This window comes from Cellulomonas olei, assembly GCF_039548315.1.
Taxonomy (GTDB): Bacteria; Actinomycetota; Actinomycetes; order Actinomycetales; family Cellulomonadaceae; genus Cellulomonas.
The window spans coordinates 28,119-53,701 of the sequence record NZ_JBCLVN010000033.1; the positions used below are offsets into that span (position 1 = coordinate 28,119).

General features: G+C 75.4%; 23 protein-coding genes. 12 read left to right on the top strand and 11 right to left on the bottom strand.

What is annotated here, in order from left to right; genetic code table 11:
* Nucleotides 1-3 precede the first annotated feature (3 nt).
* A complete protein-coding gene (locus tag AAHH18_RS11350; RefSeq protein WP_343301702.1) occupies nt 4-600 on the bottom strand; it encodes a hypothetical protein in 597 nt (198 codons plus the stop codon).
* Nucleotides 601-717: 117 nt separating this feature from the next.
* Here AAHH18_RS11350 and AAHH18_RS11355 point away from each other — a divergent pair, with 117 nt between their 5' ends.
* Nucleotides 718-1,686, top strand: coding sequence for an HhH-GPD family protein (locus AAHH18_RS11355; protein WP_459349122.1), 969 nt, complete (start codon nt 718-720; stop codon nt 1,684-1,686).
* Here the strand turns inward: AAHH18_RS11355 and AAHH18_RS11360 are convergent.
* Nucleotides 1,668-2,225: an amino-acid N-acetyltransferase gene (locus tag AAHH18_RS11360; RefSeq protein ID WP_283319441.1), complete on the bottom strand. Its 558-nt coding sequence runs from the start codon at nt 2,223-2,225 to the stop codon at nt 1,668-1,670. The two genes, AAHH18_RS11355 and AAHH18_RS11360, sit on opposite strands and share 19 nt — an antisense overlap.
* Nucleotides 2,226-2,310: 85 nt before the next feature.
* On the bottom strand, nt 2,311-3,261 hold the full coding sequence (locus tag AAHH18_RS11365; protein WP_283319440.1) for a sugar-binding transcriptional regulator: 951 nt from the start codon (nt 3,259-3,261) through the stop codon (nt 2,311-2,313).
* Nucleotides 3,262-3,430: 169 nt separating this feature from the next.
* On the opposite strand from AAHH18_RS11365, the gene AAHH18_RS11370 reads away from it, so the two are divergent.
* The 3 genes from AAHH18_RS11370 (at nt 3,431) to glpK (ending at nt 7,798) form a co-directional block, all read left to right on the top strand.
* Nucleotides 3,431-5,248 carry a glycerol-3-phosphate dehydrogenase/oxidase gene (locus AAHH18_RS11370; RefSeq protein ID WP_283319439.1) on the top strand — a complete coding sequence of 606 codons (1,818 nt, stop codon included), beginning with the start codon at nt 3,431-3,433 and terminating at the stop codon, nt 5,246-5,248.
* 100 nt (nt 5,249-5,348) lie between these two features.
* Nucleotides 5,349-6,095 (top strand): MIP/aquaporin family protein, encoded by a 747-nt coding sequence (locus AAHH18_RS11375; protein WP_459349123.1) that lies wholly within the window; start codon nt 5,349-5,351, stop codon nt 6,093-6,095.
* 182 nt (nt 6,096-6,277) lie between these two features.
* Entirely contained in the window at nt 6,278-7,798 is a 1,521-nt protein-coding gene (gene glpK, locus AAHH18_RS11380; protein ID WP_283319438.1) for a glycerol kinase GlpK, read from the top strand.
* A 77-nt stretch (nt 7,799-7,875) separates the two neighbouring features.
* Here glpK and AAHH18_RS11385 read toward each other — a convergent pair whose 3' ends face one another.
* From AAHH18_RS11385 to AAHH18_RS11395, 3 genes are all read right to left on the bottom strand, one after another.
* Nucleotides 7,876-8,976, bottom strand: coding sequence for a sugar kinase (locus AAHH18_RS11385; protein ID WP_343301703.1), 1,101 nt, complete (start codon nt 8,974-8,976; stop codon nt 7,876-7,878).
* Nucleotides 8,977-9,082: 106 nt separating this feature from the next.
* A complete protein-coding gene (eda, locus tag AAHH18_RS11390; protein WP_343301704.1) occupies nt 9,083-9,718 on the bottom strand; it encodes a bifunctional 4-hydroxy-2-oxoglutarate aldolase/2-dehydro-3-deoxy-phosphogluconate aldolase in 636 nt (211 codons plus the stop codon).
* A gap of 280 nt (nt 9,719-9,998) precedes the next feature.
* Entirely contained in the window at nt 9,999-10,784 is a 786-nt protein-coding gene (locus AAHH18_RS11395; protein WP_343301705.1) for an IclR family transcriptional regulator, read from the bottom strand.
* A gap of 62 nt (nt 10,785-10,846) precedes the next feature.
* On the opposite strand from AAHH18_RS11395, the gene recQ reads away from it, so the two are divergent.
* Nucleotides 10,847-12,985, top strand: coding sequence for a DNA helicase RecQ (recQ, locus tag AAHH18_RS11400; protein WP_459349124.1), 2,139 nt, complete (start codon nt 10,847-10,849; stop codon nt 12,983-12,985).
* 117 nt (nt 12,986-13,102) lie between these two features.
* On the opposite strand, the gene AAHH18_RS11405 is transcribed toward recQ, so the two are convergent.
* The 3 genes from AAHH18_RS11405 to mgrA are packed head-to-tail and all read right to left on the bottom strand — an operon-like array spanning nt 13,103 to nt 15,572.
* Nucleotides 13,103-13,579, bottom strand: a complete 477-nt coding sequence (locus tag AAHH18_RS11405; protein WP_343301706.1) for an acetyltransferase — start codon at nt 13,577-13,579, stop codon at nt 13,103-13,105.
* A gap of 59 nt (nt 13,580-13,638) precedes the next feature.
* Nucleotides 13,639-14,535: an alpha/beta fold hydrolase gene (locus tag AAHH18_RS11410; RefSeq protein WP_343301707.1), complete on the bottom strand. Its 897-nt coding sequence runs from the start codon at nt 14,533-14,535 to the stop codon at nt 13,639-13,641.
* A complete protein-coding gene (gene mgrA / locus AAHH18_RS11415; RefSeq protein WP_343301708.1) occupies nt 14,532-15,572 on the bottom strand; it encodes an L-glyceraldehyde 3-phosphate reductase in 1,041 nt (346 codons plus the stop codon). Before mgrA ends, AAHH18_RS11410 begins: the two co-directional genes overlap by 4 nt.
* Before the next feature lie 77 nt (nt 15,573-15,649).
* Here mgrA and AAHH18_RS11420 point away from each other — a divergent pair, with 77 nt between their 5' ends.
* The 7 genes from AAHH18_RS11420 (at nt 15,650) to AAHH18_RS11450 (ending at nt 23,810) form a co-directional block, all read left to right on the top strand.
* Nucleotides 15,650-16,114 (top strand): tRNA (cytidine(34)-2'-O)-methyltransferase, encoded by a 465-nt coding sequence (locus AAHH18_RS11420; protein ID WP_283319431.1) that lies wholly within the window; start codon nt 15,650-15,652, stop codon nt 16,112-16,114.
* A 104-nt stretch (nt 16,115-16,218) separates the two neighbouring features.
* Nucleotides 16,219-17,739, top strand: coding sequence for an amino acid permease (locus AAHH18_RS11425; RefSeq protein ID WP_343301709.1), 1,521 nt, complete (start codon nt 16,219-16,221; stop codon nt 17,737-17,739).
* Nucleotides 17,740-17,818: 79 nt separating this feature from the next.
* Nucleotides 17,819-18,337 (top strand): hypothetical protein, encoded by a 519-nt coding sequence (locus AAHH18_RS11430; protein WP_283319429.1) that lies wholly within the window; start codon nt 17,819-17,821, stop codon nt 18,335-18,337.
* Nucleotides 18,338-18,704: 367 nt separating this feature from the next.
* Nucleotides 18,705-20,540: a gamma-glutamyltransferase family protein gene (locus AAHH18_RS11435; RefSeq protein ID WP_343301719.1), complete on the top strand. Its 1,836-nt coding sequence runs from the start codon at nt 18,705-18,707 to the stop codon at nt 20,538-20,540.
* A gap of 344 nt (nt 20,541-20,884) precedes the next feature.
* The gene (locus tag AAHH18_RS11440; protein ID WP_343301710.1) at nt 20,885-21,391 is read left to right on the top strand and encodes a MarR family winged helix-turn-helix transcriptional regulator; all 507 of its coding nucleotides are present in this window, start codon (nt 20,885-20,887) and stop codon (nt 21,389-21,391) included.
* A 123-nt stretch (nt 21,392-21,514) separates the two neighbouring features.
* Nucleotides 21,515-23,251 carry an MFS transporter gene (locus AAHH18_RS11445; protein WP_343301711.1) on the top strand — a complete coding sequence of 579 codons (1,737 nt, stop codon included), beginning with the start codon at nt 21,515-21,517 and terminating at the stop codon, nt 23,249-23,251.
* A 94-nt stretch (nt 23,252-23,345) separates the two neighbouring features.
* Nucleotides 23,346-23,810, top strand: a complete 465-nt coding sequence (locus AAHH18_RS11450) for a MarR family winged helix-turn-helix transcriptional regulator (protein ID WP_343301712.1) — start codon at nt 23,346-23,348, stop codon at nt 23,808-23,810.
* A 42-nt stretch (nt 23,811-23,852) separates the two neighbouring features.
* Here the strand turns inward: AAHH18_RS11450 and AAHH18_RS11455 are convergent, their stop codons facing one another.
* Both AAHH18_RS11455 and msrB read right to left on the bottom strand, forming a co-directional pair.
* Nucleotides 23,853-24,806, bottom strand: coding sequence for an NERD domain-containing protein (locus tag AAHH18_RS11455; RefSeq protein WP_343301713.1), 954 nt, complete (start codon nt 24,804-24,806; stop codon nt 23,853-23,855).
* 66 nt (nt 24,807-24,872) lie between these two features.
* Entirely contained in the window at nt 24,873-25,289 is a 417-nt protein-coding gene (msrB, locus tag AAHH18_RS11460; protein WP_343301714.1) for a peptide-methionine (R)-S-oxide reductase MsrB, read from the bottom strand.
* Between the last annotated feature and the right edge of the window lie 294 nt (nt 25,290-25,583).

Below are 25,583 nucleotides of genomic sequence, written 5' to 3' on the forward strand. Positions count from 1 at the left end.
CGCTCACTCCAGGCCGAACACCACCGGCTCGGTGCCGACGCCCGCGAGCGTGAGCACGGCCTGGTAGGTGCCGGGCTGGGCGGCCGGCTGGTCGCCCGCGCAGCCCTCGGCGGACCGGTTGCGGTCCCACTGGACCTGCCGCTCGTCGGGCTCGCCCGGCGCGAGCAGGAGCTGCAGCGCCTCGTCGGAGGCGCAGTCCGTGCTCGCCCAGATCCGGTCGCTCCCGGACGTGATGAGGATCTGCCGCTGGGCCTCGCCCGCGTCGACGAGGCACGCCGCCTCTCCGTCGTTCACCAGCCGCACCGTGAAGGTGGGCAGCGCGCCGGCGGGGTACGACGTCGCGTCGGCCACCAGCTCCAGGCCCAGGTCGGCCGGCTCGCAGACGGGCGTGCCCGGGGCGCTCGGCTCCGTGCCCCCGTCCGACGTCCCCGTCGAGGACCCGGGGTCGGGGGCGGCCGCGGGGTCGTCCTCGCCGCCGAGGAGCGCCCGCACGCCGACCACGACGAGCACGACGACGGCCACCAGGGCGAGGAGCACGACGAGCCGGCGCGTCCAGTACACGCGCGCGGGCAGCGAGCCCGACGGCCGCAGCACGCCCATGTCCGCTCCTCCCGCTCGCCCCGCCGAGGCCACGGTAGCCGGAGCGCCGCCGCGGACCGGGGCGGCACGCCCGACGGGTCGGGGCGTGGACCTCCCGCGCCGGGTGAGGATGTCCCCGTGCCGTCCCCCTCGCCCGCCGCTCCCGCGGACGCCGCTCCCGCCGGCGCCGCCGCGCCGTCCCCGGCGCCGCCCGACGCCGGCGCCGTCCGCGACGCCGTCGTCGCGTGGTTCGACGCCCACGCCCGCGACCTGCCCTGGCGCGCACCGGACCGCACGCCGTGGGGCGTGCTGGTGAGCGAGGTGATGCTCCAGCAGACGCCGGTGGTCCGGGTGGAGCCGGCGTGGCGGGCGTGGTTGGCGCGGTGGCCCGAGCCGGCGGACCTGGCGGCGGCCAGCCCGGCGGACGTGCTGCGCGCCTGGGACCGGCTGGGCTACCCGCGGCGCGCGCTGCGGCTCCAGGACTGCGCGCGGGCGCTGGTCGAGCGGCACGGCGGGCGGGTCCCCTCCGACGAGGCGGCGCTGCTCGCGCTGCCCGGGATCGGCGCGTACACGGCGGCCGCGGTGCGGGCGTTCGCGTTCGGGCTGCGGTCGGTGGTGCTCGACACGAACGTGCGGCGGGTGCTGGCGCGCGTCGCGGAGGGCGTCGCGCTGCCTGCGCCGGCGATCACGGCCGGCGAGCGACTGCTCGCGGAGCGGTTCGTGCCCGAGCGGGACGACGCGGCCGCCCGCTGGGCGGCGGCGTCGATGGAGCTGGGCGCGCTGGTGTGCACCGCCCGGTCGCCGCGGTGCGACGCCTGCCCGGTGCGTGACGCCTGCGCGTGGCGCGCGGAGGGCTACCCGGCGGACCTGCACGCCGCGCGCCGCCGGACGCAGGCGTGGGCGGGGACCGATCGCCAGGTCCGGGGGCGGATCATGGCGCTGCTGCGCGACGCCCTCGAGCCCGTCCCCGAGCACGCCGTGACGGCCGCGTGGCCCGACGCCGCGCAGCTCGGGCGCTGCCTGGCGGGGCTGCTGGACGACGGCCTGGTGGAGCGTGTCCCGGGCGGCGGGCCGGACGACCCCGTGCGCTACCGGCTGCCGGTCTGAGCCCCGGGGCCGTCGCCGGGTGCGTCGAGCTGCACGATCATGCGGGTGTTGCCGAGCGTGTTCGGCTTCACCCGGGCGAGGTCGAGGAACTCGGCGACGCCGTCGTCGTGGGAGCGCAGCAGCTCGGCGAACACCTCGGGCGGCACGGCGGGGCCGGTGACCTCGCCCCAGCCGTGCGCGGCGAAGAAGCCGACCTCGAAGGTCAGGCAGAACAGCCGGCTGAGCCCCAGGTCGCGCGCCCGCTCGGTGAGGGCCTCGAGCAGCGCGTGCCCGACGCCCCGGCCGCGCCACTCCCGCGCCACGGCGAGCGTGCGGACCTCCGCGAGGTCCTGCCACATGACGTGCAGCGCCCCGCAGCCGATGAGCGTGCCGTCGGGGGCCTCGGCGACGTGGAACTCCTGCACGGCCTCGTAGTACCCGACCCACTCCTTCGCGAGCAGGATCCGCTCCTCGGCGTACGGCTGGACGAGCTCGCGGATGCCGCGGACGTCGGCGGGCAGGGCGGGGCGGATCCGGAAGGCGGGCGTCTCGGCGGTCACGGGGGCCAACCTACGTCGCCCGCCGCGCGGGCCGCCCGGCCGTCCGGGACGGGACGCCGGACCCCCGGCCCGCCACCGGGCGGGGTCAGGCGATCGCGAGCAGGCGCGCCGCGGTCCGCTCGTCCACGACCAGGTCCGTCATGGTGCCGGCACGCAGCGCGGCGAGCAGCGGCACCGCCTTGTTGTCGCCGGCCACCGCGCACAGCCGCCGCGGGATGCGGCGCAGCTGCTCGGGCGAGGGACCGGTCGCCCGGGCGTTGAGCGGCACGTCCTTCCAGGACCCGTCGGCGCGCAGGAACACCGTGCACACGTCTCCGACGACGGCCTGGTCGTGCAGCAGGGCGACGTCGTCCTCGTCGAGGTAGCCGGCCGAGTACACGTGGCTGGGCACCGAGCCGGCGACCGACCCGACGGAGAACAGCGCGATGTCCGCGCGGCGCTGCTCGTCCAGCACGCGCCGCACGGACCGCTCGCGCCACATCGCCTGCTTGGTCTCGGGGTAGTCGAAGAACGCGGGCACCGGGAAGTGGTGGACGGTCGCCCCGAACGCGGTGCCGAACGAGGCGATGAGGTCGCTGGCGTACTCGATGCCCGACGTGCGGGTGTTCGCCGCCCCGTTCAGCTGCACGACCACGCTGCCGTGGGTCGCCTTGGGCTGGAGCCGGCGCGAGACGGCGGCCAGCGTGGTGCCCCAGGCGACGCCGAGGATCATGTCGGAGTCGAACCAGGACGCCAGCAGCCGGGCGGTCGCGCGCGCCACCTGGTCGAGCGTGTCGAGCTGCTCGCCGGAGTCCGGCACGGGCACGACGTAGGTGTCGATGCCGAACGCGGCGGAGATCGACCGGCCGAGGCTGGGCGCGCGCGTGCTGGAGGGCCGCAGCGTGATCTCCACGAGCCCCGTCTCCCGCGCACGCTTGAGCAGCCGGGACACCGTGGACCGCGAGGTGCCGAGGTGCCGCGCGATGACCTCCATCTTCACGTCCTGGAGGTAGTACATCGACGCCGCCCGCAGCACGTCCTGCTCCCGGTCGGGCATCGCCGGACCTCCTCGTCCGAGTGATCCGTGCACGTTCGTGCACAGCGGTTGCGCGTCTGTTCGCGTCATGGTGACGATAGCGGACAGACAGGACCGAAGTCCCAGTCTGCGGGGCGTTCCGCGCCCCGGGACGGGGCCCGGCCGGAGCAAGACCGCGATGGAGTGGGACATGAGGACCGCAGCACTGACCCCCCGCCTGCGTGACGACGCGCTGGCGACCCTGCGAGCGACCACCGAGGGCGGGCCCGAGCTCGACGTCCTCGTCATCGGCGGCGGCGTCACCGGCGCGGGCATCGCGCTCGACGCCGTGACCCGCGGGCTCTCGACCGCCGTCATCGACGCGCAGGACTGGGCGTCCGGCACGTCGAGCCGGTCCAGCAAGCTCGTGCACGGCGGTCTGCGCTACCTGCAGATGCTCGACTTCCACCTGGTGCGCGAGGCGCTCACGGAGCGCGACCTGCTCATCCAGGACATCGCCCCGCACCTCGTCAAGCCGGTGTCCTTCCTCTACCCGCTGGAGAACCGCGTCTGGGAGCGCGCGTACGTCGGGGCCGGCGTCGCCCTGTACGACACCCTCGCCAGCGTCAACGGCCGCCACCGCGCCATGCCGATCCACCGCCACCTGACCCGCAAGGGCATGGAGCGGCTGTTCCCCGACCTGCGCCACGACGCCGCGATCGGCGCCGTGCGCTACTGGGACGCGAGCGTCGACGACGCCCGCCTCGTCTCCACCCTCATCCGCACCGCGGTGTCCTACGGCGCGCACGCCGCGTCCCGGACCCAGGTCGTCGGGCTCACCACGACCTCCGGCGGTGCCGTCACCGGCGCCGAGCTCGTCGACCTCGAGTCGGGGCAGACGTTCACGGTCCGCGCCCGCCACGTCATCAACGCGACCGGCGTCTGGACCGAGCAGACCGAGGCGCTCGCCGGCACCGAGGGCGGCCTGCGGGTGCTCGCGTCCAAGGGCATCCACATCGTCGTGCCCCGCGACCGCATCGCCGGGAACACCGGCCTGATCCTGCAGACCGAGAAGTCGGTGCTGTTCATCATCCCGTGGTCCCGCTACTGGGTGATCGGCACGACCGACACCCCGTGGGAGCAGGAGCTCACGCACCCCGTCGCCACGAGCACCGACATCGACTACGTGATCGAGCACGCCAACACCGTGCTGTCGCGCCCGATCACCCGCGAGGACGTCATCGGCACCTGGGCGGGCCTGCGGCCGCTGCTGCAGCCGGGCACCAAGGAGGGCACGTCGTCCGCCAAGGTCTCGCGCGAGCACACCGTGGCGTCGCCGACCCCCGGCCTCACGGTGATCGCCGGCGGCAAGCTCACCACCTACCGCGTCATGGCGAAGGACGCCGTCGACTTCGCGATCGGCTCCCGCGCCACCACGCTGCCGTCGATCACGCACAAGGTGCCCCTGGTCGGCGCCGAGGGCCTGCAGGTGCTGCAGCGCCAGTCGCGCGAGATCGGCAACCGCTACGGCTGGGACCGCGGCCGCATGGACCACCTGCTGCACCGCTACGGCTCGCTGCTCGGGGAGCTGCTCGAGCTCGTCGACGCCGAGCCCGCCCTCGGCCGGCCGCTGGAGCACGCCCCGGCGTACATCGGCGCGGAGGTCGCGTACGCGGTGAGCCACGAGGGCGCCCTGCACCTGGACGACGTGCTGATGCACCGCACCCGGCTCAACTACGAGCAGGCGGACAAGGGCGTCGGCGCGCTCGACGAGATCGCCGACATCATCGCGCCCCGCCTGGGCTGGGACGCCGCGACCCGCGAGCGCGAGATCGCCGCCTACCGCGCCCGCGCCGAGGCCGAGCACGCCGCCGCGCAGCAGCCCGACGACGCCGCCGCGCAGGCCGCCCGGGACGCCGCCGAGGACCTCGCGCCGCTGGTCCCGCTCGACAGCGCCCCCGTCGGAGCCGGTCACAAGCCCGGTTCGCCCACCGAGACCCCTGCCGCCAACCCCCCGGCAGGGACATGATCGGGTAGCACGGGGGCACCAACCCTGCGGTCCCCCGGCCGCACTCCGGTCCGCCGGAGCCCTACGAGACAACGACGTCCGTCAATGAAAGAGGTCGACTGTGGAGTCCATCTCGATCGGAGAAGCCATCCTCTCCGAGTTCCTCGGCACCGCGACCCTGCTCCTCCTGGGTGCAGGCGTGGTCGCCAACGTGATCCTGCCGAAGACGAAGGGGAACGGCGGCGGCTGGCTGCTGATCAACTTCGGGTGGGGCCTCGCGGTCTTCACCGCGGTCTACGTGGCGTTCAAGTCCGGCGCGCACCTCAACCCGGCCGTGACCCTGGGCATCTGGGCCGCGGGCAAGGACGAGTTCGCGCCGGGCATCGACGTCAACGCCGCCAACGGCTTCCTGTACATCGCGGCGCAGTTCGCCGGAGCCGCGGTCGGCTCCACCCTGGCGTACCTGACCTACAAGAAGCACTTCGACCAGGACGCCGACCCGGCCATCAAGCTCGCGGTGTTCTCCACCGGCCCCGAGCTGCGCTCCTACGGCTGGAACTTCCTCACCGAGGTCGTGGGCACGTTCGTGCTGGTCTTCTGGGTCGTCATCTCCGGCAACACGCCCGCGCAGATCGGCCCGCTCGGTGTCGCCCTCGTCGTGCTGGCCATCGGTGCCAGCCTCGGTGGTCCCACCGGGTACGCCATCAACCCGGCACGTGACCTCGGCCCGCGCATCGCCCACGCGCTGCTGCCCATCAAGGGCAAGGGCAGCTCCGACTGGGGCTACTCCTGGGTGCCGGTGCTCGGCCCCGCGGTCGGCGGCATCCTCGGCGGTCTGCTCGCGCTGGCCGTCGGCTGGGTGTTCTGACCGTCCGCACCCCGCGGGTCCGGGTGCCCGTCCCACGCCCCTGCCGGGGCGGGCACCCGGTCCCGCCGCACCGCTGACCACCTGCGGCCCCCGCCGCACCGCACCACCCGAACCCGGCGACGTCGCCCCCGCGGCGCCGCACCCGCCCGCGGGGCGGGCTCACTCGACGCGAAGGAAGTCAGATGTCCGAGCAGTTCGTCATGGCGATCGACCAGGGCACCACCTCGACCCGGGCGATCCTCTTCAACCACAGCGGGCAGATCGTGTCCGTCGGCCAGACCGAGCACCAGCAGATCTTCCCGCGCGCCGGCTGGGTGGAGCACGACCCGAACGAGATCTGGACCAACACCCGTGAGGTCGTCGGCCTGGCGCTGTCGCGGGCCAACAAGACCTACTCCGACGTCGCCGCGATCGGCATCACCAACCAGCGCGAGACCGCGGTGGTCTGGGACCGGACGACCGGCCAGCCGGTGTACAACGCGATCGTCTGGCAGGACACCCGCACCCAGAAGATCTGCGACGACCTGGCGGCCCTGGGCGGCGGCGCCGACCGCTACAAGGACCGCGTCGGCCTGCCGCTGGCGACGTACTTCTCCGGCCCGAAGATCCGCTGGATCCTCGACAACGTCGAGGGCGCGCGCGAGAAGGCGGAGCGCGGCGAGCTCGCGTTCGGCAACACCGACGCGTGGGTGCTGTGGAACATGACGGGCGGCGTCGACGGCGGCGTCCACGTCACCGACGTCACCAACGCCTCGCGCACCATGCTCATGAACGTCGACTCGCTCACCTGGAACGAGGAGATCGCGGCCGAGATGGGCGTGCCGCTGTCCATGCTCCCGGAGATCCGGTCCTCCTCCGAGGTGTACGGCCACGGGCGCCAGGGCGGCCTCGTGCCGGGCGTGCCGATCGCCGGCATCCTCGGCGACCAGCAGGCGGCGACGTTCGGCCAGGCGTGCTTCGAGGTCGGCACCGCCAAGAACACGTACGGCACCGGCAACTTCATGCTGCTGAACACCGGCACCGAGCCCGTCCCGTCCAAGAACGGCCTGCTCACCACCGTCGCCTACAAGATCGGCGACCAGCCGCAGGTCTACGCGCTCGAGGGTTCGATCGCGGTGACCGGCTCGCTCGTGCAGTGGCTGCGCGACAACCTCGGCATGTTCACCGACGCCCCGGACATCGAGTACCTGGCCAGCAAGGTCGAGGACAACGGCGGCGCGTACTTCGTGCCCGCGTTCTCCGGCCTGTTCGCCCCGTACTGGCGCTCCGACGCCCGCGGCGCCCTCGTCGGCCTGACGCGGTACGTCAACCGCAACCACATCGCGCGGGCGGCCCTCGAGGCCACGGCGTTCCAGACCCGCGAGGTGCTGGACGCGATGAACGCGGACTCCGGCGTCGCGCTCACCGAGCTCAAGGTGGACGGCGGCATGACCGCCAACAACCTGCTCATGCAGTTCCAGGCGGACATCCTCGACGTGCCCGTCGTGCGGCCGAAGGTCGCGGAGACCACGGCGCTCGGCGCCGCGTACGCCGCGGGCATCGCCGTCGGGTTCTGGGAGGGCGAGCAGGACGTCATCGACAACTGGGCCGAGGACCGCCGCTGGACCCCGAACCTCGAGGCCGACGAGCGCGACCGGCAGTACCGGCTGTGGAAGAAGGCCGTCACGAAGACCCTCGACTGGGTCGACGACGACGTGCGCTGACGCCGCCCCTGCACGTCACGACCGGCCCCGTCCCCCGCGCGAGCGGGAGGCGGGGCCGGTCCGTGCGCGCCGCGGCGTCAGCGGTCGACGCGCGCCCCGCCGCCGGCGGCCAGCTTGAGCACCTCCGCCTTCGACGCCATCGTCGTGTCGCCGGGGGTCGTCATGGCCAGCGCGCCGTGCGCCGCGCCGTACTCGACGGCGGTCTGCAGCGGCTCGCCCGCCAGCAGGCCGTAGATCAGCCCCGACGCGAACGAGTCGCCGCCGCCCACCCGGTCGAGGATCTCCAGGCCCGGCCGGTGCGTGGCCTGCACCAGGCCCGACTCCGGCGACCACGCGAGCGCGCCCCAGTCGTTGACCGTCGCCGTGCGGACCGTGCGCAGCGTGGTCGCGATGACCTGGAAGTTGCCGAACTCGGCGGCCACCCGCTCGATCATCGCCGCGAACGAGCCGACGTCGATCGCGGAGATGTTCTCGTCGACGCCCTCGACCTCGAACCCGAGCGCCGCGGTGAAGTCCTCCTCGTTGCCGATCATCACGTCGACGTGCCGGGCGATCTCCCGGTTCACCTCCTGGGCGCGGGCCTGCCCGCCGACCGCCCGCCACAGGCTCGGCCGGTAGTTGAGGTCGTACGAGACGACCGTCCCGTGCCGCTTGGCGGCCGTCACCGCAGCCAGCACGGTCTCGGCCGCGGTCCCGGACAGGGCCGCGTAGATGCCGCCGGTGTGCAGCCAGCGGACGCCGAGCTCGCCGAACAGGTGGTCCCAGTCGACGTCGCCCGGGGCGAGCAGGCTCGCGGCGGTGCGGCCGCGGTCGCTCACCCCCACCGCGCCGCGGACGCCGAAGCCCCGCTCGGTGAAGTTCAGGCCGTTGCGCACGTCGCGGCCGATGCCGTCGTACGGCACCCACCGGATGAACGACGTGTCGACACCGCCCTGGAGGATGCAGTCCTCCACCAGGCGCCCGACCTCGTTGTCGGCCAGCGCCGTGACGACCGCGCCGCGCAGGCCGAACGCACGGCGCAGGCCGCGGGTGACGTTGTACTCCCCGCCGCCCTCCCACACGCGGAACTGCCGGGCCGTGCGGATGCGGCCCTCGCCGGGGTCGAGGCGCAGCATCACCTCGCCGAGCGAGACGGCGTCGTAGCGGACGTCGGCGGCGGGGCGGATCTGCAGGGTCATGGTCGGGTCCTCCGGGGGCGTGCGAACGTGCAGGGGGTCGGGGTACGGGGGGCGAGGGCTCCGGGGCGTCGGCCGGGCCGCGCGGCGAGCCGTCGGCGCCGGCGCCTCAGGGGCGGAGCCGGGTGGCGAGCGCGACGGCGTCCGCGACGAGGGACCGGACGCCGTCGAGGTCGCCGCCCCGCACGCGGTCGCGGGGCACCATCCAGGAGCCGCCCACCGCCGCGACGCAGGGCAGCGCGAGGTACTCGTCCAGGTTCCCGGGACCCACGCCGCCGGTCGGCACGAACCGGACGCCGCCGAACGGTGCCGCCAGGGCGGCGATCGCCGCGCTGCCCCCCGACGTCCCGGCCGGGAAGAACTTCACGGTGTCCAGCTCGAGCGCGAGCGCGGCCTGCACCTCGGACGCGGTGACGGCGCCCGGCAGCACCGGGACGCCGTGCTCCTGCGCCCGCTCGACGACCGCCCGGGACGTCCCCGGCGACACGAGGTAGCGCGCGCCGGCCGCGACGGCCTGGTCGACCTGGGCCACCGTCACGACCGTCCCCGCGCCGACCAGCACGTCGCCCCGGTCGGCCATCGCCCGGATCGCGTCGGCGGCCGCGGCGGTGCGGAACGTGACCTCGGCGACGGGCAGGCCACCGCCGACGAGCGCGTCGGCGAGCGGGATCGCGTCGCGCGCGTCGTCGAGCACGACGACCGGCACGATCCGGTGCGCGGCGAGCTGGGACAGGATGTCGTTCACGCGGACCTCGTTTCGCTGTGCGCAACGGTAGTTGCGCTCCATGGAACGAAAGGATGCCACGTGGCGCGCGCCCGGACAACGCCCGGCGCGCGGGAGGCCGCGAGGAGGGGGCCTGCGGCGACGCGGGGGCCGGGAGCATCGCCAGCGGCGATCTCGTCGGGCACGGGCGCGCGGACCGGGCGCGCGGGGGGAGGGGGCGCGCGGGCGGGGCGCGCGGACCGGGCGGGATCAGGGGACGCGCGGACCGGGCGGGACCAGGGGGCGAGCGGACCGGGCGGGGTCAGTGCGGGGCGGGGAGCGCCAGGCCGGCCGGCAGCAGCGGGGGGACGACCTCGCGGATGCTCGCGTGGAGCTCCGTCATCCGCTGCGGGGTCATGCGCTCGGCGGGCGCGGTGATGCTGAGTGCGGCCGCCGGCCGGGTCCCGCGCAGGAGCGGCACGGCGAGGCACGCGATGCCGGGCTCGTTCTCCTGCAGCTCGACGGCGTAGCCGCGCTCCCGGGCCCGGTCCAGCTCCTCCGCGACGTGGCCGGCGTCCACGCGGCCGGCGGGCTCGACCGCCCGGACGTAGCCGTCGAGCGTGGCCCGCGACGTGTCCCGGAACGCGAGCATCGCCCGCCCGAGCGCTGTCGTGACCGCCCAGTTGCGGCGGCCGACGGCGGACCACACCCGCACCGCGCGCTCCGGCTCGACCTTGTCGAGGTAGACCACCTGCACACCGCTCAGCACGCCCAGGTGCACGAGCTCCTCGGTCGCGGCGCACAGGGCGACCAGCGCGCCGTGCAGGCGCGCGGGCAGGTCGTCCTCGGCGAAGTACCGGTCGGCGAGCCGGACCGCGGCCGGCCCGAGCGCGTACCGCCCGCTGGCGGGGTCCTGCGCGACGTAGTCCCGGTGGCGGAGCGCGGCGAGCGAGCGGTGCACCGTCGTCTTGTGCACCCCCAGGGCCGTGGAGAGGTCGGCGAGGGTCGAGCCCCCGGGGCCCGCGGCGGCGACGGCGTCCAGGGTGCGCAGGGCCCGGTCGACGCTCTCCAGCGGCGCGCTGCCCGCGCCGGCCGTCTCCTCCCGCACGCGCCCACCCTACGGCGACGGGCCTGTGGACGACGCCGGTCGCGTCGGAGCCCGCGGCTAGGGTGGACGGCGTGACGCAGGCATGGGACGACGAGTGGCCGCTCCCCGACGAGCCGCCGTACGACCCGGCCGAGGAGCCCCCGTACGAGCCGCCCGTCGGGCGTGACCGGCGAGCCGGGGAGGGCGAGCACGTGCGGGCGGATGGACGCGCCCCGGCGCCCGGGGACCGTCTCGGTGTCCCCGGCGAGCCGCACGAGGTACCGCACCCGGCGCACGACAGCACCACCGGCCGGACGCCCCTCGAGGTGCTGCAGCAGGTCTGGGGCTACGACGCGTTCCGCGGCGAGCAGGCGGAGATCATCGACACAGTCGTCGCCGGCGGCGACGCGCTCGTGCTCATGCCCACCGGCGGCGGCAAGTCGCTGTGCTACCAGGTCCCCGCGCTGGTGCGGTCCGGCACGGGCGTCGTCGTCTCCCCGCTCATCGCCCTCATGCAGGACCAGGTGGACGCGCTGTCCGCCGTCGGTGTGCGCGCCGGGTTCCTCAACTCCACGCAGGACCCGGCGCAGCGCCGCGCGGTCGAGCGGGCGCTGCTCGACGGGGAGCTCGACCTGCTCTACCTCGCCCCCGAGCGGCTGCGCGTCCCCGAGACGCTCGCGCTGCTGGACCGGTGCGCGATCAGCCTGTTCGCCATCGACGAGGCGCACTGCGTGTCCCAGTGGGGCCACGACTTCCGGCCCGACTACCTCGGGCTGTCCGTGCTGCACGAGCGCTGGCCGGCCGTCCCGCGGGTGGCGCTCACCGCGACGGCGACGGCCGCCACCCGGACGGAGATCGCCGAGCGGCTCGACCTGACGGGCGCACGGCAGTTCGTCGCGTCGTTCGACCGGCCCAACATCCAGTACCGGATCGTCCCCAAGGCCAGCCCGCGCCAGCAGCTGCTCGACCTGATCCGGGCCGAGCACGCCGGCGACTCCGGGATCGTGTACTGCCTGTCGCGGTCGTCCGTGGAGCAGACCGCGGAGATGCTCAGCGCCCAGGGCGTCACGGCCCTGCCGTACCACGCGGGTCTCGACCGCCAGGTCCGGGCGCGCAACCAGGCGCGGTTCCTCCGCGAGGACGGCCTCGTGATGGTGGCGACCATCGCGTTCGGGATGGGCATCGACAAGCCGGACGTGCGGTTCGTGGCGCACCTGGACCTCCCGAAGTCCGTCGAGGGCTACTACCAGGAGACCGGCCGCGCCGGCCGCGACGGCCTCCCGTCCACCGCGTGGCTCGCGTACGGCCTGCAGGACGTCGTGCAGCAGAGGCGCATGATCGACACCTCCGAGGGCGACGCCCAGCACCGGCGCCGGCTTTCGGCGCACCTCGACGCGATGCTGGCGCTGTGCGAGACGGTGACGTGCCGGCGGGTGCAGCTCCTCGCCTACTTCGGCCAGGAGACCGAGCCGTGCGGGAACTGCGACACGTGCCTCGCGCCGCCGCAGACCTGGGACGGCACCGTGCCCGCGCAGAAGCTGCTGTCGACCGTCGTCCGCCTGGAGCGCGAGCGCAACCAGCACTACGGCGCGGGCCACCTGGTCGACATCCTGCTCGGCAAGCGCACGCCGCGGGTCGAGCAGCTCGGGCACACCGCGCTGTCCACGTTCGGCGTCGGGACGGACCTGAGCGACGCGCAGTGGCGGGGCGTGGTGCGGCAGCTGCTCGCGCAGGGGCTGCTCGGGGTGGACGCCGACGGGTACGGCACCCTGCGCCTCACGGAGGAGAGCGCCGCCGTGCTGCGCGGCGACCGCGCCGTCCCCCTGCGCCACGACGCCCGGCCCGCCGGCCGCTCCGCACGGTCCGGCGGCAGCCGTCGCGCACCCGCCGCCCCCGTGGCGGAGCTCGGTGCCGGCCCGGCCGCCGTGTTCGAGCGGCTCCGGGCGTGGCGCGCCGCCGCCGCGAAGGAGCAGGGCGTCCCCGCGTACGTGGTGTTCCACGACGCGACGCTGCGCGAGATCGCCGTCGTCGCGCCGGGCGACCTCACCGCGCTCGGCGGCATCTCGGGCGTCGGGGCCGCGAAGCTCGAGCGGTACGGGCCCGGCGTGCTCGCGACGCTGCGGGGCGAGGACGCGCCGGCCCGCGAGCCGGTGGACGGCGAGGCGACGCCCGCGGACGACGGCGAGGTGCTGCCGCTGGGCGGCGCGGCCTCGGCGGACTAGGCAGTCCGCGTCGGCGGACCGGGCGTCCCGCACGCCGCCCACGGGCCGCCAGGCCCGTGACGCGGCCGCGGCCGCGTCACGGTCGTGGCACCCCCGACCCGGGCAGCCCCTCGCGGGTCAGCGGGCTCCGCGTCGCCGCAGGTGCAGCAGGGGGTAGGGCCGGCCCGCCTCGTCGGTCGCGCTGCGGCCGACCACCTCGAACCCGCGCCGGGCGTAGAAGGCCGCGGCGCCGACGTTCTGCTCGTTGACGTCCACCTCGGTCACGCCGTGCTCGCGGACCGCGTGGGCGAGCAGCGCCGACCCGATCCCGAGGCCGTGGGCCTCCGGAGCGACGAACAGCATCTCCAGCCTGCCGTCGCGCACGCCGGCGAACCCCACGGGCCGGCCGCCGCGCTCCGCGACCGCCAGGACGACGGCCGGCAGGTACGCGGTCGGCAGCGCGGCCTCGATCTCGTCGCGGTCGGCGGCGGACAGGAAGTCGTGCGTCGCGTCGACCGCCGCGCGCCAGATCGCCACGAGCTGCGGGTGCTCCGGCGCCCCGCTCGAGGGCCGGACGGTCACGGCGGGGACGGGCGGGTCGACGCGCGGGGTCACGGGCACCATGGTCCCCCGCGGTCGGCCCGGCGACCCGCGGCCGCCGGGCCGGGGAACGCTCAGCCCCGCGCCGCCCGGGCGTCCGCCGCCGCCACGGCGGCGTCGAGCGCGGCGAGGTAGGCCTCCGGGGCCTCCCGGCGGATGCTGTGACCGGCACCGGGGACCGGCACGTGCGTGAGCAGGCCCTCGGGCGCGCGTCCGAGCACCTCGGCGGCGCGCTCCGCCTGGCGCGGGCTGACGACGCCCCGGCCGGGCTCCGCCGTGAGCAGCGTGACCGGCACGCGCACATCCGCGAGCGCCTCCACCCACTCGCGCGCGGCCCAGTCGTGCGGGACGTCCGCGAGGCGGGGGTCGAGGCCCGTCTTGGCCTCCGCCCAGCCGCGGACCTCCTCCGGCGGCCACGTCGGGTTCTCGATCCGACCGCGCGCGGCGACCTGCTCCACCGTGCGGCCCGCGAGCGCCGCGATCGACGCGCCGAGCCACGCCGGCTTGCCGCGCGACCCGTCGGCGGCGGTCCCGCGCGTGCCGGCCGTGCCCGCGGCCCCCGACGCGCCGGCCGTGCCCGCGCCGTCGCCGGCGAGCCCCACCACGTCCGCGTCGTCGACAGCCCCGATGACCCCGCCGTCGTGCCACGCCGGGTCCTCGAGGACGAGCGCGGCGACGAGCTCGGGCGCGGTCAGCGCGAGCTCCTCCGCGGTGACGCCCCCCATCGAGTGCCCGACGACGAGCGCAGGGCCGGTGCCGAGCGCGCGCAGCGCCCGGGCCGCGTCCTGCGCGAGCGCCGCGATCGTGAACGGCTCGTCGGGCAGCGGCACGCCGCCGTGCCCGCGCGCGTCCAGCGCGACGACCACGCGGCCGTCCCGGTCGTACCGGTGCCGGACCGTCGGCCAGCAGGCGGAGGAGTCGGTGAGCCCGTGCAGCAGCACCACCGGCACCCGGCCGGCACCGGCGGTCACCGGCGCGCCGTCCCGTCCACGGCGTGCGGCTCGATCGCGGCGATCTCCTCGTCGGTGAGCGGCGGCGCGGTGAGCGCGGCCACGTTGTCCTCGAGCTGGGCGACCGAGGACGCGCCGATCAGCGCGGACGTGACGCGCGGGTCACGCAGCACCCACGTGAGGGCGAGCTGCGCGAGCGACTGGCCCCGCCCGCGGGCGATCTCGTCGAGCGCCCGGGCCCGCTCGAGGTAGGCGCCGGAGATCGAGTCCGCCGACAGGAACCGGCTGGTCGCGGCGCGTGACCCGGCGGGCACCTCGCCGGACAGGTAGCGGCCGGTGAGCAGCCCCTGCTGCAGCGGGGAGAACACGATCATGCCGACACCGAGGTCCCCGACCACGTCGAGCAGGGTCTCGGTCTCGCCCTCGGCGACCCGCTCGACGTGCCGGTTGAACATCGAGTAGCTCGGCTGGTGGATGAGCAGCGGCGTCCCCAGGTCCGCGAGGATCCGCGCGGCCTCCCGGGTGCGCGACGGCGAGTAGTTGGAGATCCCGGCGTACAGCGCCCGCCCGCTGGTCACGGCGGTGTGCAGCGCGCCCATCGTCTCCTCCAGCGGCACGGACGGGTCCGGGCGGTGGGAGTAGAAGATGTCGACGTAGTCCAGCCCCGTGCGCTGCAGCGACTGGTCGAGCGACGCCAGCAGGTACTTGCGCGAGCCCCCGTCGCCGTACGGCCCGGGCCACATGTCGTAGCCGGCCTTCGACGAGATGACCAGCTCGTCGCGGTACGGCCGCAGGTCCTGCGCGAGGTGCCGGCCGAAGTTGGCCTCGGCGGAGCCGTACGGCGGCCCGTAGTTGTTCGCGAGGTCGAAGTGCGTGATGCCGAGGTCGAACGCACGCCGCAGCACCGCTCGCTGCGTCTCGAGCGGGTTGACGTCCCCGAAGTTGTGCCACAGGCCGAGGGACAGCGCGGGCAGGTCGAGCCCGCTGCGGCCGGTCCGCCGGTACGGGATGCTCTCGTACCGGTTGTCGGCGGCACGGTACGGCGGCAGGGTGGGCATCGGCGTCCTCTCGTGGTGGCGTGCGGGTCCGCGGACCCGCACCTCACGCTAGCGCCCGCCGGTGAGAGGATCGGCCGGTGCTGCACGTCGTGTTCTTCGAGCCCCGCATCCCCGGCAACACCGGCAACGCCATCCGGCTGGCCGCCGCCACGGGCGCGACCCTCCACCTGGTGGAGCCGCTGGGCTTCGTGATGGACGAGCCGCGGCTGAAGCGGGCCGGGCTCGACTACCACGACCTCGCGCACGTGGTGGTGCACCCGGACCTCGACGCGGCGCTGGCGGCCGTCGCCCCGGGCCGCGTCTTCGCCTTCACCACGCACACCACCACCCGGTACACCGACGTGGCGTTCCGGGACGGAGACGCCCTGCTGTTCGGCCCGGAGCCGACCGGGCTGCCGCCCGAGGCCCTCGAGCACCCGGCCGTCACCGACCGACTGCGGATCCCGATGCTGCCCGGGCGCCGCTCTCTCAACCTCACCAACGCGGCGTCCACCGCCCTGTACGAGGCGTGGCGCCAGCTCGGGTTCCCCGGCGGTTTCTGACACCGCGCGCTCTCCGGTCCCACATGCCGGACTTCCGCGTGCGCCCGCGCGTCGGCTCCGCCATGCTCGCGCGGCACAGAGCCGTCGACCGAGGGAGCTCCCCGGTGTCCACCACCCACCGCAGCGTGCTGCGCCGCAAGTCCGTCGAGGACTCGCTCGCCGGGGTCGACGACCCGGAGCGCTCGCTCCGCCGCGACCTCACCGCCTGGGACCTGGCCGTCCTGGGCGTGGCCGTCGCCGTCGGCGCGGGCATCTTCTCCGTCGGCGCGACCGCCGCCGCGAACTACGCCGGCCCGAGCGTCATCGTCTCGTTCCTCATCGCCTCCGTCGTCTGCGCGATGGCGATCATGTGCTACGCCGAGTTCGCCTCGACGCTGCCGGTGGCCGGGTCCGCCTACACGTTCTCCTACGCGACGGCCGGCGAGCTGGTCGCGTGGATCATCGGCTGGGACCTCATCCTCGAGATGCTGCTCGCGGCGGCCGTCATCGCGAAGTTCTGGGGCGTGTACCTGGCGGACGCGTTCGCGCTGTTCGGCGTGGACCTGCCGACGACGCTGCACCTCGGGCCGGTGTCCCTGGAGTGGGGGCCGGTGCTGGTGGTGGGCGTGTTCACGACGCTGCTCGCCGTCGGGACGAAGCTCAGCACCCGGGTCAACAGCGTGTTCACGATCATCAAGGTCGGCATCACGCTGTTCGTCATCGTCGCCGGGTTCTTCTACGTGCGCGCCGACAACTACACGCCGTTCGTGCCGCCGTCGCAGCCCGCCGAGTCGAGCTCCGGCCTGCACCAGTCGCTGTTCGCGTTCCTGTCCGGCCTCGAGCCCTCGACGTACGGCGTCGTCGGCATCCTGTCCGGCGCCGCGCTCGTGTTCTTCGCGTTCATCGGGTTCGACGTCGTCGCGACCACCGCCGAGGAGACGAAGAACCCGCAGCGAGCCGTCCCGCGCGGTGTGCTCGGCGGCCTCGCGATCGTCACCGTGCTGTATGTGCTGGTCACGATCGTCGTCACCGGCATGGTCCCGTACACCGACCTCGCCGCCTCCGACTCCCCCTCGCTGACGACCGCCTTCGTGCTGGTCGGCGCCGACTGGGCGGGCAAGGTCATCTCCATCGGGATCCTCGTCGGGCTGACCTCGGTGATCATGGTGCTGCTGCTCGGCCTCACCCGGATCGTCTTCGCGATGAGCCGCGACGGCCTGCTCCCCCGCGGCATCTCCCGGACGTCGCCCCGCTACCGCACGCCCGTCCGGCTGCAGATCGGCACCGGCATCGTGGTCGCCGCCATCGCCGGGCTGTCCCGCGTGGAGCTGCTGGAGGAGATGATCAACATCGGCACGCTCTCGGCGTTCGTGCTGGTGAGCTTCGGCATCCCGATCCTGCGGCGCACCCGCCCGGACCTGCAGCGCGGGTTCCGGGTGCCGTGGTCGCCGGTGCTGCCGATCGTCTCCGGCGTGGCGTGCCTCTGGCTCATGACGAACCTGACGACGCTGACGTGGCTGCGGTTCGCCGCCTGGCTGGCGCTCGGCATGGTGGTGTACGCGGCGTACTCGTACCGCCACTCCCGCGTCGGGCGCGGCGAGACCCCGGAGACCGGCGACGTGCCGGCACCCTCCGCGGGGCACTGACCCGGCCCGGTTCCCGCGGCGGTCGACCGGACCTCCGGAACGGCCCCGCCGGGCGGTCTCCGGCCGCTACGGTCGGTGGATGCCGCTCAGCACCGCCCCCGCCCGCACCTCCGGCCCGATCCGGGTCTGCGCAGCCGTGGCCGGTGCCGCTGCCTGCCTCGTCCTGACCGCGTGCACCGACGATCCCGTGCCCGGCGCGACCCAGGAGGAGGTCTCGGCGTGGCTGGCGTCGCACGACGGCCCGCCGGCCGACGTCGACCCGGACGCCGTCCTGGGCGCGGGATCCGGCGGCATCAGCCCCCAGGACCCGGCTGAGCAGCCGGCCGACGCCGGCGTCACGGTGAGCTTCGTCCAGCCGGTGCGCGTCGAGCGGGTGCACCTCGCGTGCCTGGGCGACGGCACGCTCGACTTCACGGTCCACGTCATGACGGACGAGGACGGCGCGAGCTCGGAGCGCAGCGTGGAGTTCCCCGACGTCCCGTGCGGCCCGGACGAGACCTCCGCGCCTCTGGCGGTGCCCGACGCCGTCGGCGTCCGGATGACCCCGGGCGTCGCGGACCGCACCGGCGCCTGGTCCGCCACCGTCCTCGGCGGCTGACCCGCGCCCGGGTCCGCGGGCCCGCGCTCCGCACATCCACGCTCCCGTCGGAGCCTCCGCCAGTGCTCGGAGAGGTCCGCGCGCCGTCGTGGTGGTCCCCGGACACCTCCGACGGCGCGTGCAGGTCTCCGATGCCCGTCCGCACCTCAGTGATCCGTCGGAGGCTCCGACGGGTCACGGAGAGGTCCGCGCGCCGTCGTGGTGGTCCCCGGGCACCTCCGACGGCACGTGGACACCTCCCTCGCCGTTCGGAGCCTCCGACGGAGTCGAGGGGGGATCGGGCGGCGTACGGTGGCGGGGCGTACGACCGATCGCCGAGGAGCCGCCCGTGTTCACCACCCGCCCGGAGCTCGTCGGCACGCACGGCATGGTGGCCTCGACGCACTGGCTGGCCAGCGCGGTCGGGATGGCGGTGCTGGAGGCCGGGGGCAACGCGTTCGACGCGGCCGCGGCGGCGGGCTTCACGCTGCAGGTGGTCGAGCCGCACCTGAACGGCCCCGGCGGCGACGCGCCGATCATCGGGCACCGGGCGTCGGACGGGCACACGTTCGTGGTGTGCGGGCAGGGCACGGCCCCGGCGGCCGCGACGATCGGGGCGTACACGGACCTGGGGCTCGACGTCGTGCCGGGCACGGGGCACCTGGCCGCCGTGGTCCCGGGGGCGTTCGGCGCGTGGCTCGACCTGCTGGCGCGCTACGGGACGCTGCCGCTGGCGGACGTGCTCGGCCCGGCGATCGGGTACGCCCGCGACGGCTACCCGCTGGTGCCCGCGGCCGTCCGGACCATCGGGACCGTGGAGCGGCTGTTCGCGGAGCACTGGCCGACGTCCGCGGCGGTGTACCTGCCGGGCGGGCGCCCGCCGGAGCCGGGGGCCCGGTTCCGCAACCCGGACCTCGCCGCGACGTACACGCGGGTGCTCGCGGAGGCGGAGGCCGCCGGCGCGGACCGGCTCGCGCAGATCGAGGCGGCGCGGCGGGCGTTCTACGAGGGGTTCGTGGCCGAGGCGGTGGCGGCGTTCGTGCGGGAGCCCGTGCTGGACTCGTCCGGCGAGGCGCACGCCGGGCTGCTGACGGCCGACGACCTCGCGGGCTGGCGGGCCACGGAGGAGCCGACGGTCGCCGTGCCGTTCGCGGGCGTCGAGGTGCACAAGACGGCCGCGTGGGGCCAGGGCCCGGTGCTGCTGCAGCAGCTGCGGATGCTCGAGGCGCTCGGCGTCGAGGACGCCGACCTCGGTTCCGCCGACCTGGTGCACACGGCCCTGGAGGTCACGACGCTCGCGTTCGCGGACCGGGAGGCCTGGTACGGCGATCCGGCGGAGGGTGACGTGCCGCTCGACGCGCTGCTGTCCGCCGGCTACGCGGCGGAGCGTGCCCGGCTGGTCGGCGCCGACGCGGCGGACGGCCTGCGTCCGGGGTCGCCGCAGGGCCGGGAACCGCGGCTGGCCCGCGTGTTCGGCACGCCCGCCGCCGGGGTGTGGCCGGGACGCTACGAGGACGCGACCGGTGGCGCGGCGGCGGGCACCGGGGAGCCGACCCGCGGGCCCGGGCCGGGCGGCGGGGCTGCCGTGGGCCCCGCGCTGGACGTCGGACCCGCACCGGACGTGAGCCCGGCGGGCGTGACGCGCGGCGACACGTGCCACGTCGATGTCGTGGACCGCTGGGGCAACCTGGTGTCCGCGACGCCGTCCGGCGGCTGGTTGCAGAGCAGCCCGGTCGTGCCGGGCCTGGGGTTCGGGCTGCCGACGCGGGCGCAGATGTTCTGGCTCGAGCCGGGTCTGCCGTCGTCCCTCGCGCCCGGCCGCCGCCCGCGCACGACGCTGAGCCCCGGGCTGGTGCTGCGGGACGGCGGCGGGTTCGCGTTCGGGACGCCCGGCGGCGACCAGCAGGACCAGTGGACGCTGCCGTTCCTGCTGCACCACCTGCTGGGCGGGCTCGACCTGCAGGCGGCGATCGACGCCCCGGGGTGGCACTCCACGCACGTGCCCTCGTCGTTCCACCCCCGCACGAGCGTCCGGCGCGGGGTCGAGGCGGAGTCGCGGCTCGGCCCGGACGTGCTGGGGGCGCTCGCCCGCCGGGGCCACGCCGTGCACGACGCAGGACCGTGGTCGCTGGGACGGGTCAGCGCCGCGGGCGTGCGGCCGGACGGGCTGCTGCACGCGGCGGCGAACCCGCGCGGGATGCAGGGGTACGCCGCCGGCCGCTGACGGCGACGCCCCCACCGCCTCCACCTCCGCCCGGGCCGCACGCCCGCCTCCCCCGTCGGCCCCTCCGAGGCGCGCTCCGATCGCCGTCGGAGCCTCCCAACGGCGAGGGAGGTGCCCGCGCGCCATCGGAGGTGCCCGCGGACCACCACGATGGCGCGCCGGCCTCTCCGAGCACGTTCGGAGCCTCCGACGGGGAAGGGGGAGGTGGGGGCGGGGGTGAGTGGGAGCGGGGCGGGGCGGCGAGCGGGGCGGGGTGAGTGAGGGTGCGTCCTGTGGGAAGAAGTTGCCCGACGCAACCGTTGTGATAGGTTGCCTGCTGCAACCAAGGATCTTGAGGAGCCCCCGTGCCCGCCACGCCCGCGTACCGCGCGCTGATCGACGCCGTCGCCCGGCTCCAGCGCGTCCAGCGCGAGACGGCGACGGAGCTGGCGCGCGACCTCGACTGCCCGCGCGCGGCGCTCAGCCTGCTGTGGCTGCTCGACAAGCGCGGCGAGATGGGCACCGGCGACGTGGCGCAGCACCTGCACGTCGACATCTCGGTGGCGAGCCGGCAGATCACGACGCTCGTCGACGCGGGCTACGCCGAGCGCAGCACCCCCGACACCCCGGGCACCGACCGCCGGGTGCGCACCGTCCGGCTCACGGCGCTCGGACAGGAGTTCACGGCCCGCACCAAGCGGGAGCTCGACGCCCGCGCCGCGGCGGTGTTCAGCGACTGGGCGCTCGACGACCTGCTGTCCGCCACCGCGCAGATCGAGCGCATCGCGGACACGATCGCCGGCCTGGGCCCGCTCCCCTCGACCACCGGCGACACCGCGCCCGCGGTCGAGCCGGTCGCCGCGGCCACCTGATCCCGGCCCCGGCGTCCGCGCCGGGCACCCGAACCCGCGTCCCCCCCGGACGCTCCGCACCACCACGCACACCGTCCGCCGACGACGCCGGGCACCGCACCACTGGCGAAAGCGAAGGCACCGATGACCAGCACCACCCGGGCCGAGAGCCCGACCCCCGTCGTGAGCAGCGCCGGGTCCGCACCCGCGATGAACCACCGGCAGGTCATGGAGGCGCTCTCCGGCATCCTGCTCGGCATGTTCGTGTCCATCCTGGCCACGAGCGTCGTGTCGAGCAGCCTGCCGAAGATCGTCACGAGCCTGCACGGCTCGCAGTCCTCGTACACGTGGGTCGTCACCGCGACCCTGCTGACCACGACGATCACCACGCCGATCTGGGGCAAGCTCGCCGACCTCGTCAACCGCAAGCTGCTGATCCAGCTCGCGCTCGCCATCTCGGTGCTGTCCTCCGCGGCCGCCGGGTTCTCCCAGAACGTCGGCACCCTCATCGGGATGCGCGCCCTGCAGGGCATCGGCGCCGGCGGCCTCACGGCGCTGGCCACCGTGCTGCTGGCGGACATCCTCAGCCCCCGCGAGCGCGGCCGGTACATGGGCCTGATGGGCGGCATCATGGGCGTCGGCATGGTCGGCGGCCCGCTGCTCGGCGGCGTCATCACCGACGCGATCTCGTGGCGCTGGAACTTCTTCGTCGGCCTGCCGTTCGCGATCGCCGCGATCGTCGTGCTGCAGCGCACGCTGCACCTGCCGCAGCTCGCCCGCAAGGTCGTGCGCATCGACTACTGGGGCGCCGCGCTGATCTCCGTGGGCATCGCCACGCTGCTGCTGTGGGTCACGTTCGCCGGGAACAGCTACGACTGGATGTCCTGGCAGACGGCCGTCATGGTGCTCGGCTCGCTCGCCGTCCTGGCCGTGGCCTGCGTCGTCGAGACGAAGGTCGCCGACCCGATCATCCCGATGCACCTGTTCCGCAACCGGACGCTGGTGCTCTCCGTCATCGCGTCCGTCGCGGTGGGCGTGGCGATGTTCGGCACCTCGGTGTTCCTCAGCCAGTACATGCAGGTCGCGCGCGGCAAGACGCCGACGGAGTCCGGCCTGCTCACCGTCCCGATGATCCTCGGCCTGTTCACGTCCTCGACCATCACCGGGCGGCTCATCACCAAGTACGGTCGCTACAAGGGCTTCATGGTCGCCGGCGCGATCACGCTGACCGTCGGCCTCGCCCTCATGGGCACGATCCGCTACGACACGAGCTTCGTGCTGGTCGGGCTGTACATGTTCGTCATGGGCGCGGGGCTGGGCATGCTGATGCAGAACCTGGTGCTGGCCGTGCAGAACACGCTCGACGTGTCCGAGGTCGGCTCCGGCACCGCGACCGTCGCGTTCTTCCGCAGCCTGGGCGGCGCGATCGGCGTCTCGGCGCTCGGTGCGGTGCTCGGCAGCCGGGTCGTCACGCTCATCACCGACGGGCTCGCTGCCCTCGGGATCGACGTGAGCGCGCTCGGCGGTGGCACCGGCGCGGTGCCGGACGTGTCGACCCTGCCCGGCCCGGTCCGCACGGTCGTCGAGTCCGCGTACGGCGAGGGCATCGCGGACCTGTTCCTCATCGCCGCGCCGCTGGGCCTGGTGGCCCTGGTCGCGGTGCTGTTCCTCAAGGAGGTGCCGCTCGGGCGCCGCTCCGGCGTCGAGCAGCTGCTCGACCAGGACCAGACCGGTGAGGCGGCGGTCGCCGAGGCGGGCACCCCCGGCGCGCAGCAGGCCGTCGGCCGCCAGGCGGAGGCCGAGCAGGAGATCGAGCGGGAGGACGCGCAGGGCGACACCGTCCAGGCAGGCGCAGGGACGGCGACGGCCCCGCGCGCCTGACCACCGCACCGCACCGCACGGCACCGCACGGCGCCCGGCCGACCCGGCCGGGCGCCTCGCGTCGTCCCGCCCGCCCGTCCGCCACAATGGCGGGGTGGACACCCCGACCGACCCCGTCGTGCGCCTCGAGGCCGAGCTCGGGCTGCTGCTGCGGCGCGCGCGGGCGTCCGCGGAGCGGCTGGCGCGCGAGGTGCACCCGGACCTCGAGCCGTCCGCCTACCCGCTGCTGGCCCGCATCGAGCGGGAGCCGGACGTGCGCGCGAGCGAGCTCGCGGAGCACATCGGCGTCGGCCGCGGCACGATGTCGCGCCAGCTCGGCAGGATCGAGCAGCTCGGTCTGATCGAGCGCCGGCCGGACCCCGAGGACTCCCGTGGTCAGCTGATCCGCGTCACGCCGGAGGGCGCGCGCCGGGTCGACGCGGCACGGGTCGCGCGCCGCCGCTACCTCGGCCAGGTGCTGGACGGCTGGACCGCCACCGAGCGCGGGCAGCTCGCCGACCAGCTCCACCGGCTCAACGAGGACCTCTCGACGACCCCGCGCACGCCGCCGGCTCCCTGAGGCACGCCGTCGACGCGCCGGCGCCACGGGCCGGTCGGGGCGTCACGCCCAGGTGAGCGCCCACGTGCTGCGGCGCCGGGCGACGGCCGCGACCGCGTCCACGCGCCCCCGGGTCCAGCGCACCGGGAGGTCCTCGAGCACGTCGGGCACCTCGTCCCGCCCGACCACGAGGGCGTCGACGGCCGCAGGGCTCCGCACCGTCACCGGTCCGTGCACCACGAGCACGCCGCGCACGCCCACGGGCGACCCCACGGCCGCGCGCAGCAGCGAGCCCGCGCGCGCCGCCGTCAGCCGGATGTCGCGCAGGTCGGGGACCCCGTGCCCGTCGGCCGACAGGTGCCGGCCGTCCAGCACGAGCTGCTCGCCCCCCGGCGCGCCGGCCGGGCGCTCCGCGACGGCGAACGCCCCGGCGGGCCCGACCAGCAGGTACGGGACCACGGAGCCCTGGCGCCCCACGGGGACCGCCGGCAGCACGTGCCACCCGGCGAGGACGAGCCGGTCCAGCCGCTCCGCGAGCGGCTCACCGGCGGTCTGCTCGTCACCGGCGGGGTGCGGCCGCACGAGGTCGGCGGCGCGGTGCCGGCCGCCCGCCGGGGTGTCGGACGCGGCAGCCGGCACGGACCCCGCGGACGCCCCGCGGGACGCCGCGCCCGCCGCGGCGGACGGCTCGCCCGCGGCGCGACGTCCGTGGGGACGCGGCGCCACCGGGGGCGCGGGCGGCGACGGCAGGACCGCGGAGGCGGGCACGACGAGCTCCGGCAGGTCGGCACGCAGGTACGCCTGCGCGGCCCCGCGCACCACGTCCTCGAGCCCCACGTCCTCCAGGCCGGCGCCGTCCAGGCCGGCGCCGCCGAGGGCGGACCCGGCCGAGCGGGCGGACTCGACCTGCCCGGTGGTGAGGTCGACGCTGCCCAGGGGGGCGCCGGTGTCGGCCGTCACGTACAACCGGTCGGCGCCGTAGCGACGCCACCGTCGGACGATCAGGGCCTGCTCCACGTCACCGGTATCGGCACGCGGGCGCAGGCCCTGAAGCGTCGGTCGGCGCACTCCCCCGGACGGCGGTCAGCCGACCGTGGGCTCGAACGTCAGGCTGACCGAGTTCATGCAGTAGCGGTCGCCCGTCGGGGTCTGCGGCGCGTCGTCGAAGACGTGCCCCAGGTGCGACCCGCAGCGGGCGCAGCGCACCTCGGTGCGCACCATCCCGAGGCTGCGGTCCTCGATCAGCTCGACGCGGTCACCCGCGAGCGGCGAGAAGAAGCTCGGCCACCCGCAGTGCGAGTCGAACTTGGTGTCCGACCGGAACAGCTCGTTGCCGCACGCACGACACCGGTAGACGCCCTGGCGCTCCTCGTCGAGCAGCGCACCCGTCCACGGCCGCTCGGTGCCGGCCAGCCGCAGCACCTGGAACTCCGCCGGGTCGAGCTCGACGCGCCACTGCGCCTCGTCCTTCTGGACCTCGTAGGTCTTCTGCTCCGTCATGGGGACCTCCTCTCGCCCGCGGGCCGCGCTGCCGGGTCGGCCGCTGCGCACCCGCGGCTGCAGAACACGGTCACGAGGTGCCGTGTTCCCGGGTGCTCCGCACGAGACTGACGCGTCCGCGGCGTCGCCGCCACCGGGCGGCGGCGTCACCCACGACGCCGACCGCCACGGGCCGGAACCGCCACCCGGCGGCCCCGCTCGCGCGGACGGCCCCGGGGTCCGCTACGCCCCGGCGCGGGGCCCGCGGCTGCGTCCGCCGCGGCTGCGCCGCCGTCCGCCGCCCGAGCCCTCGCC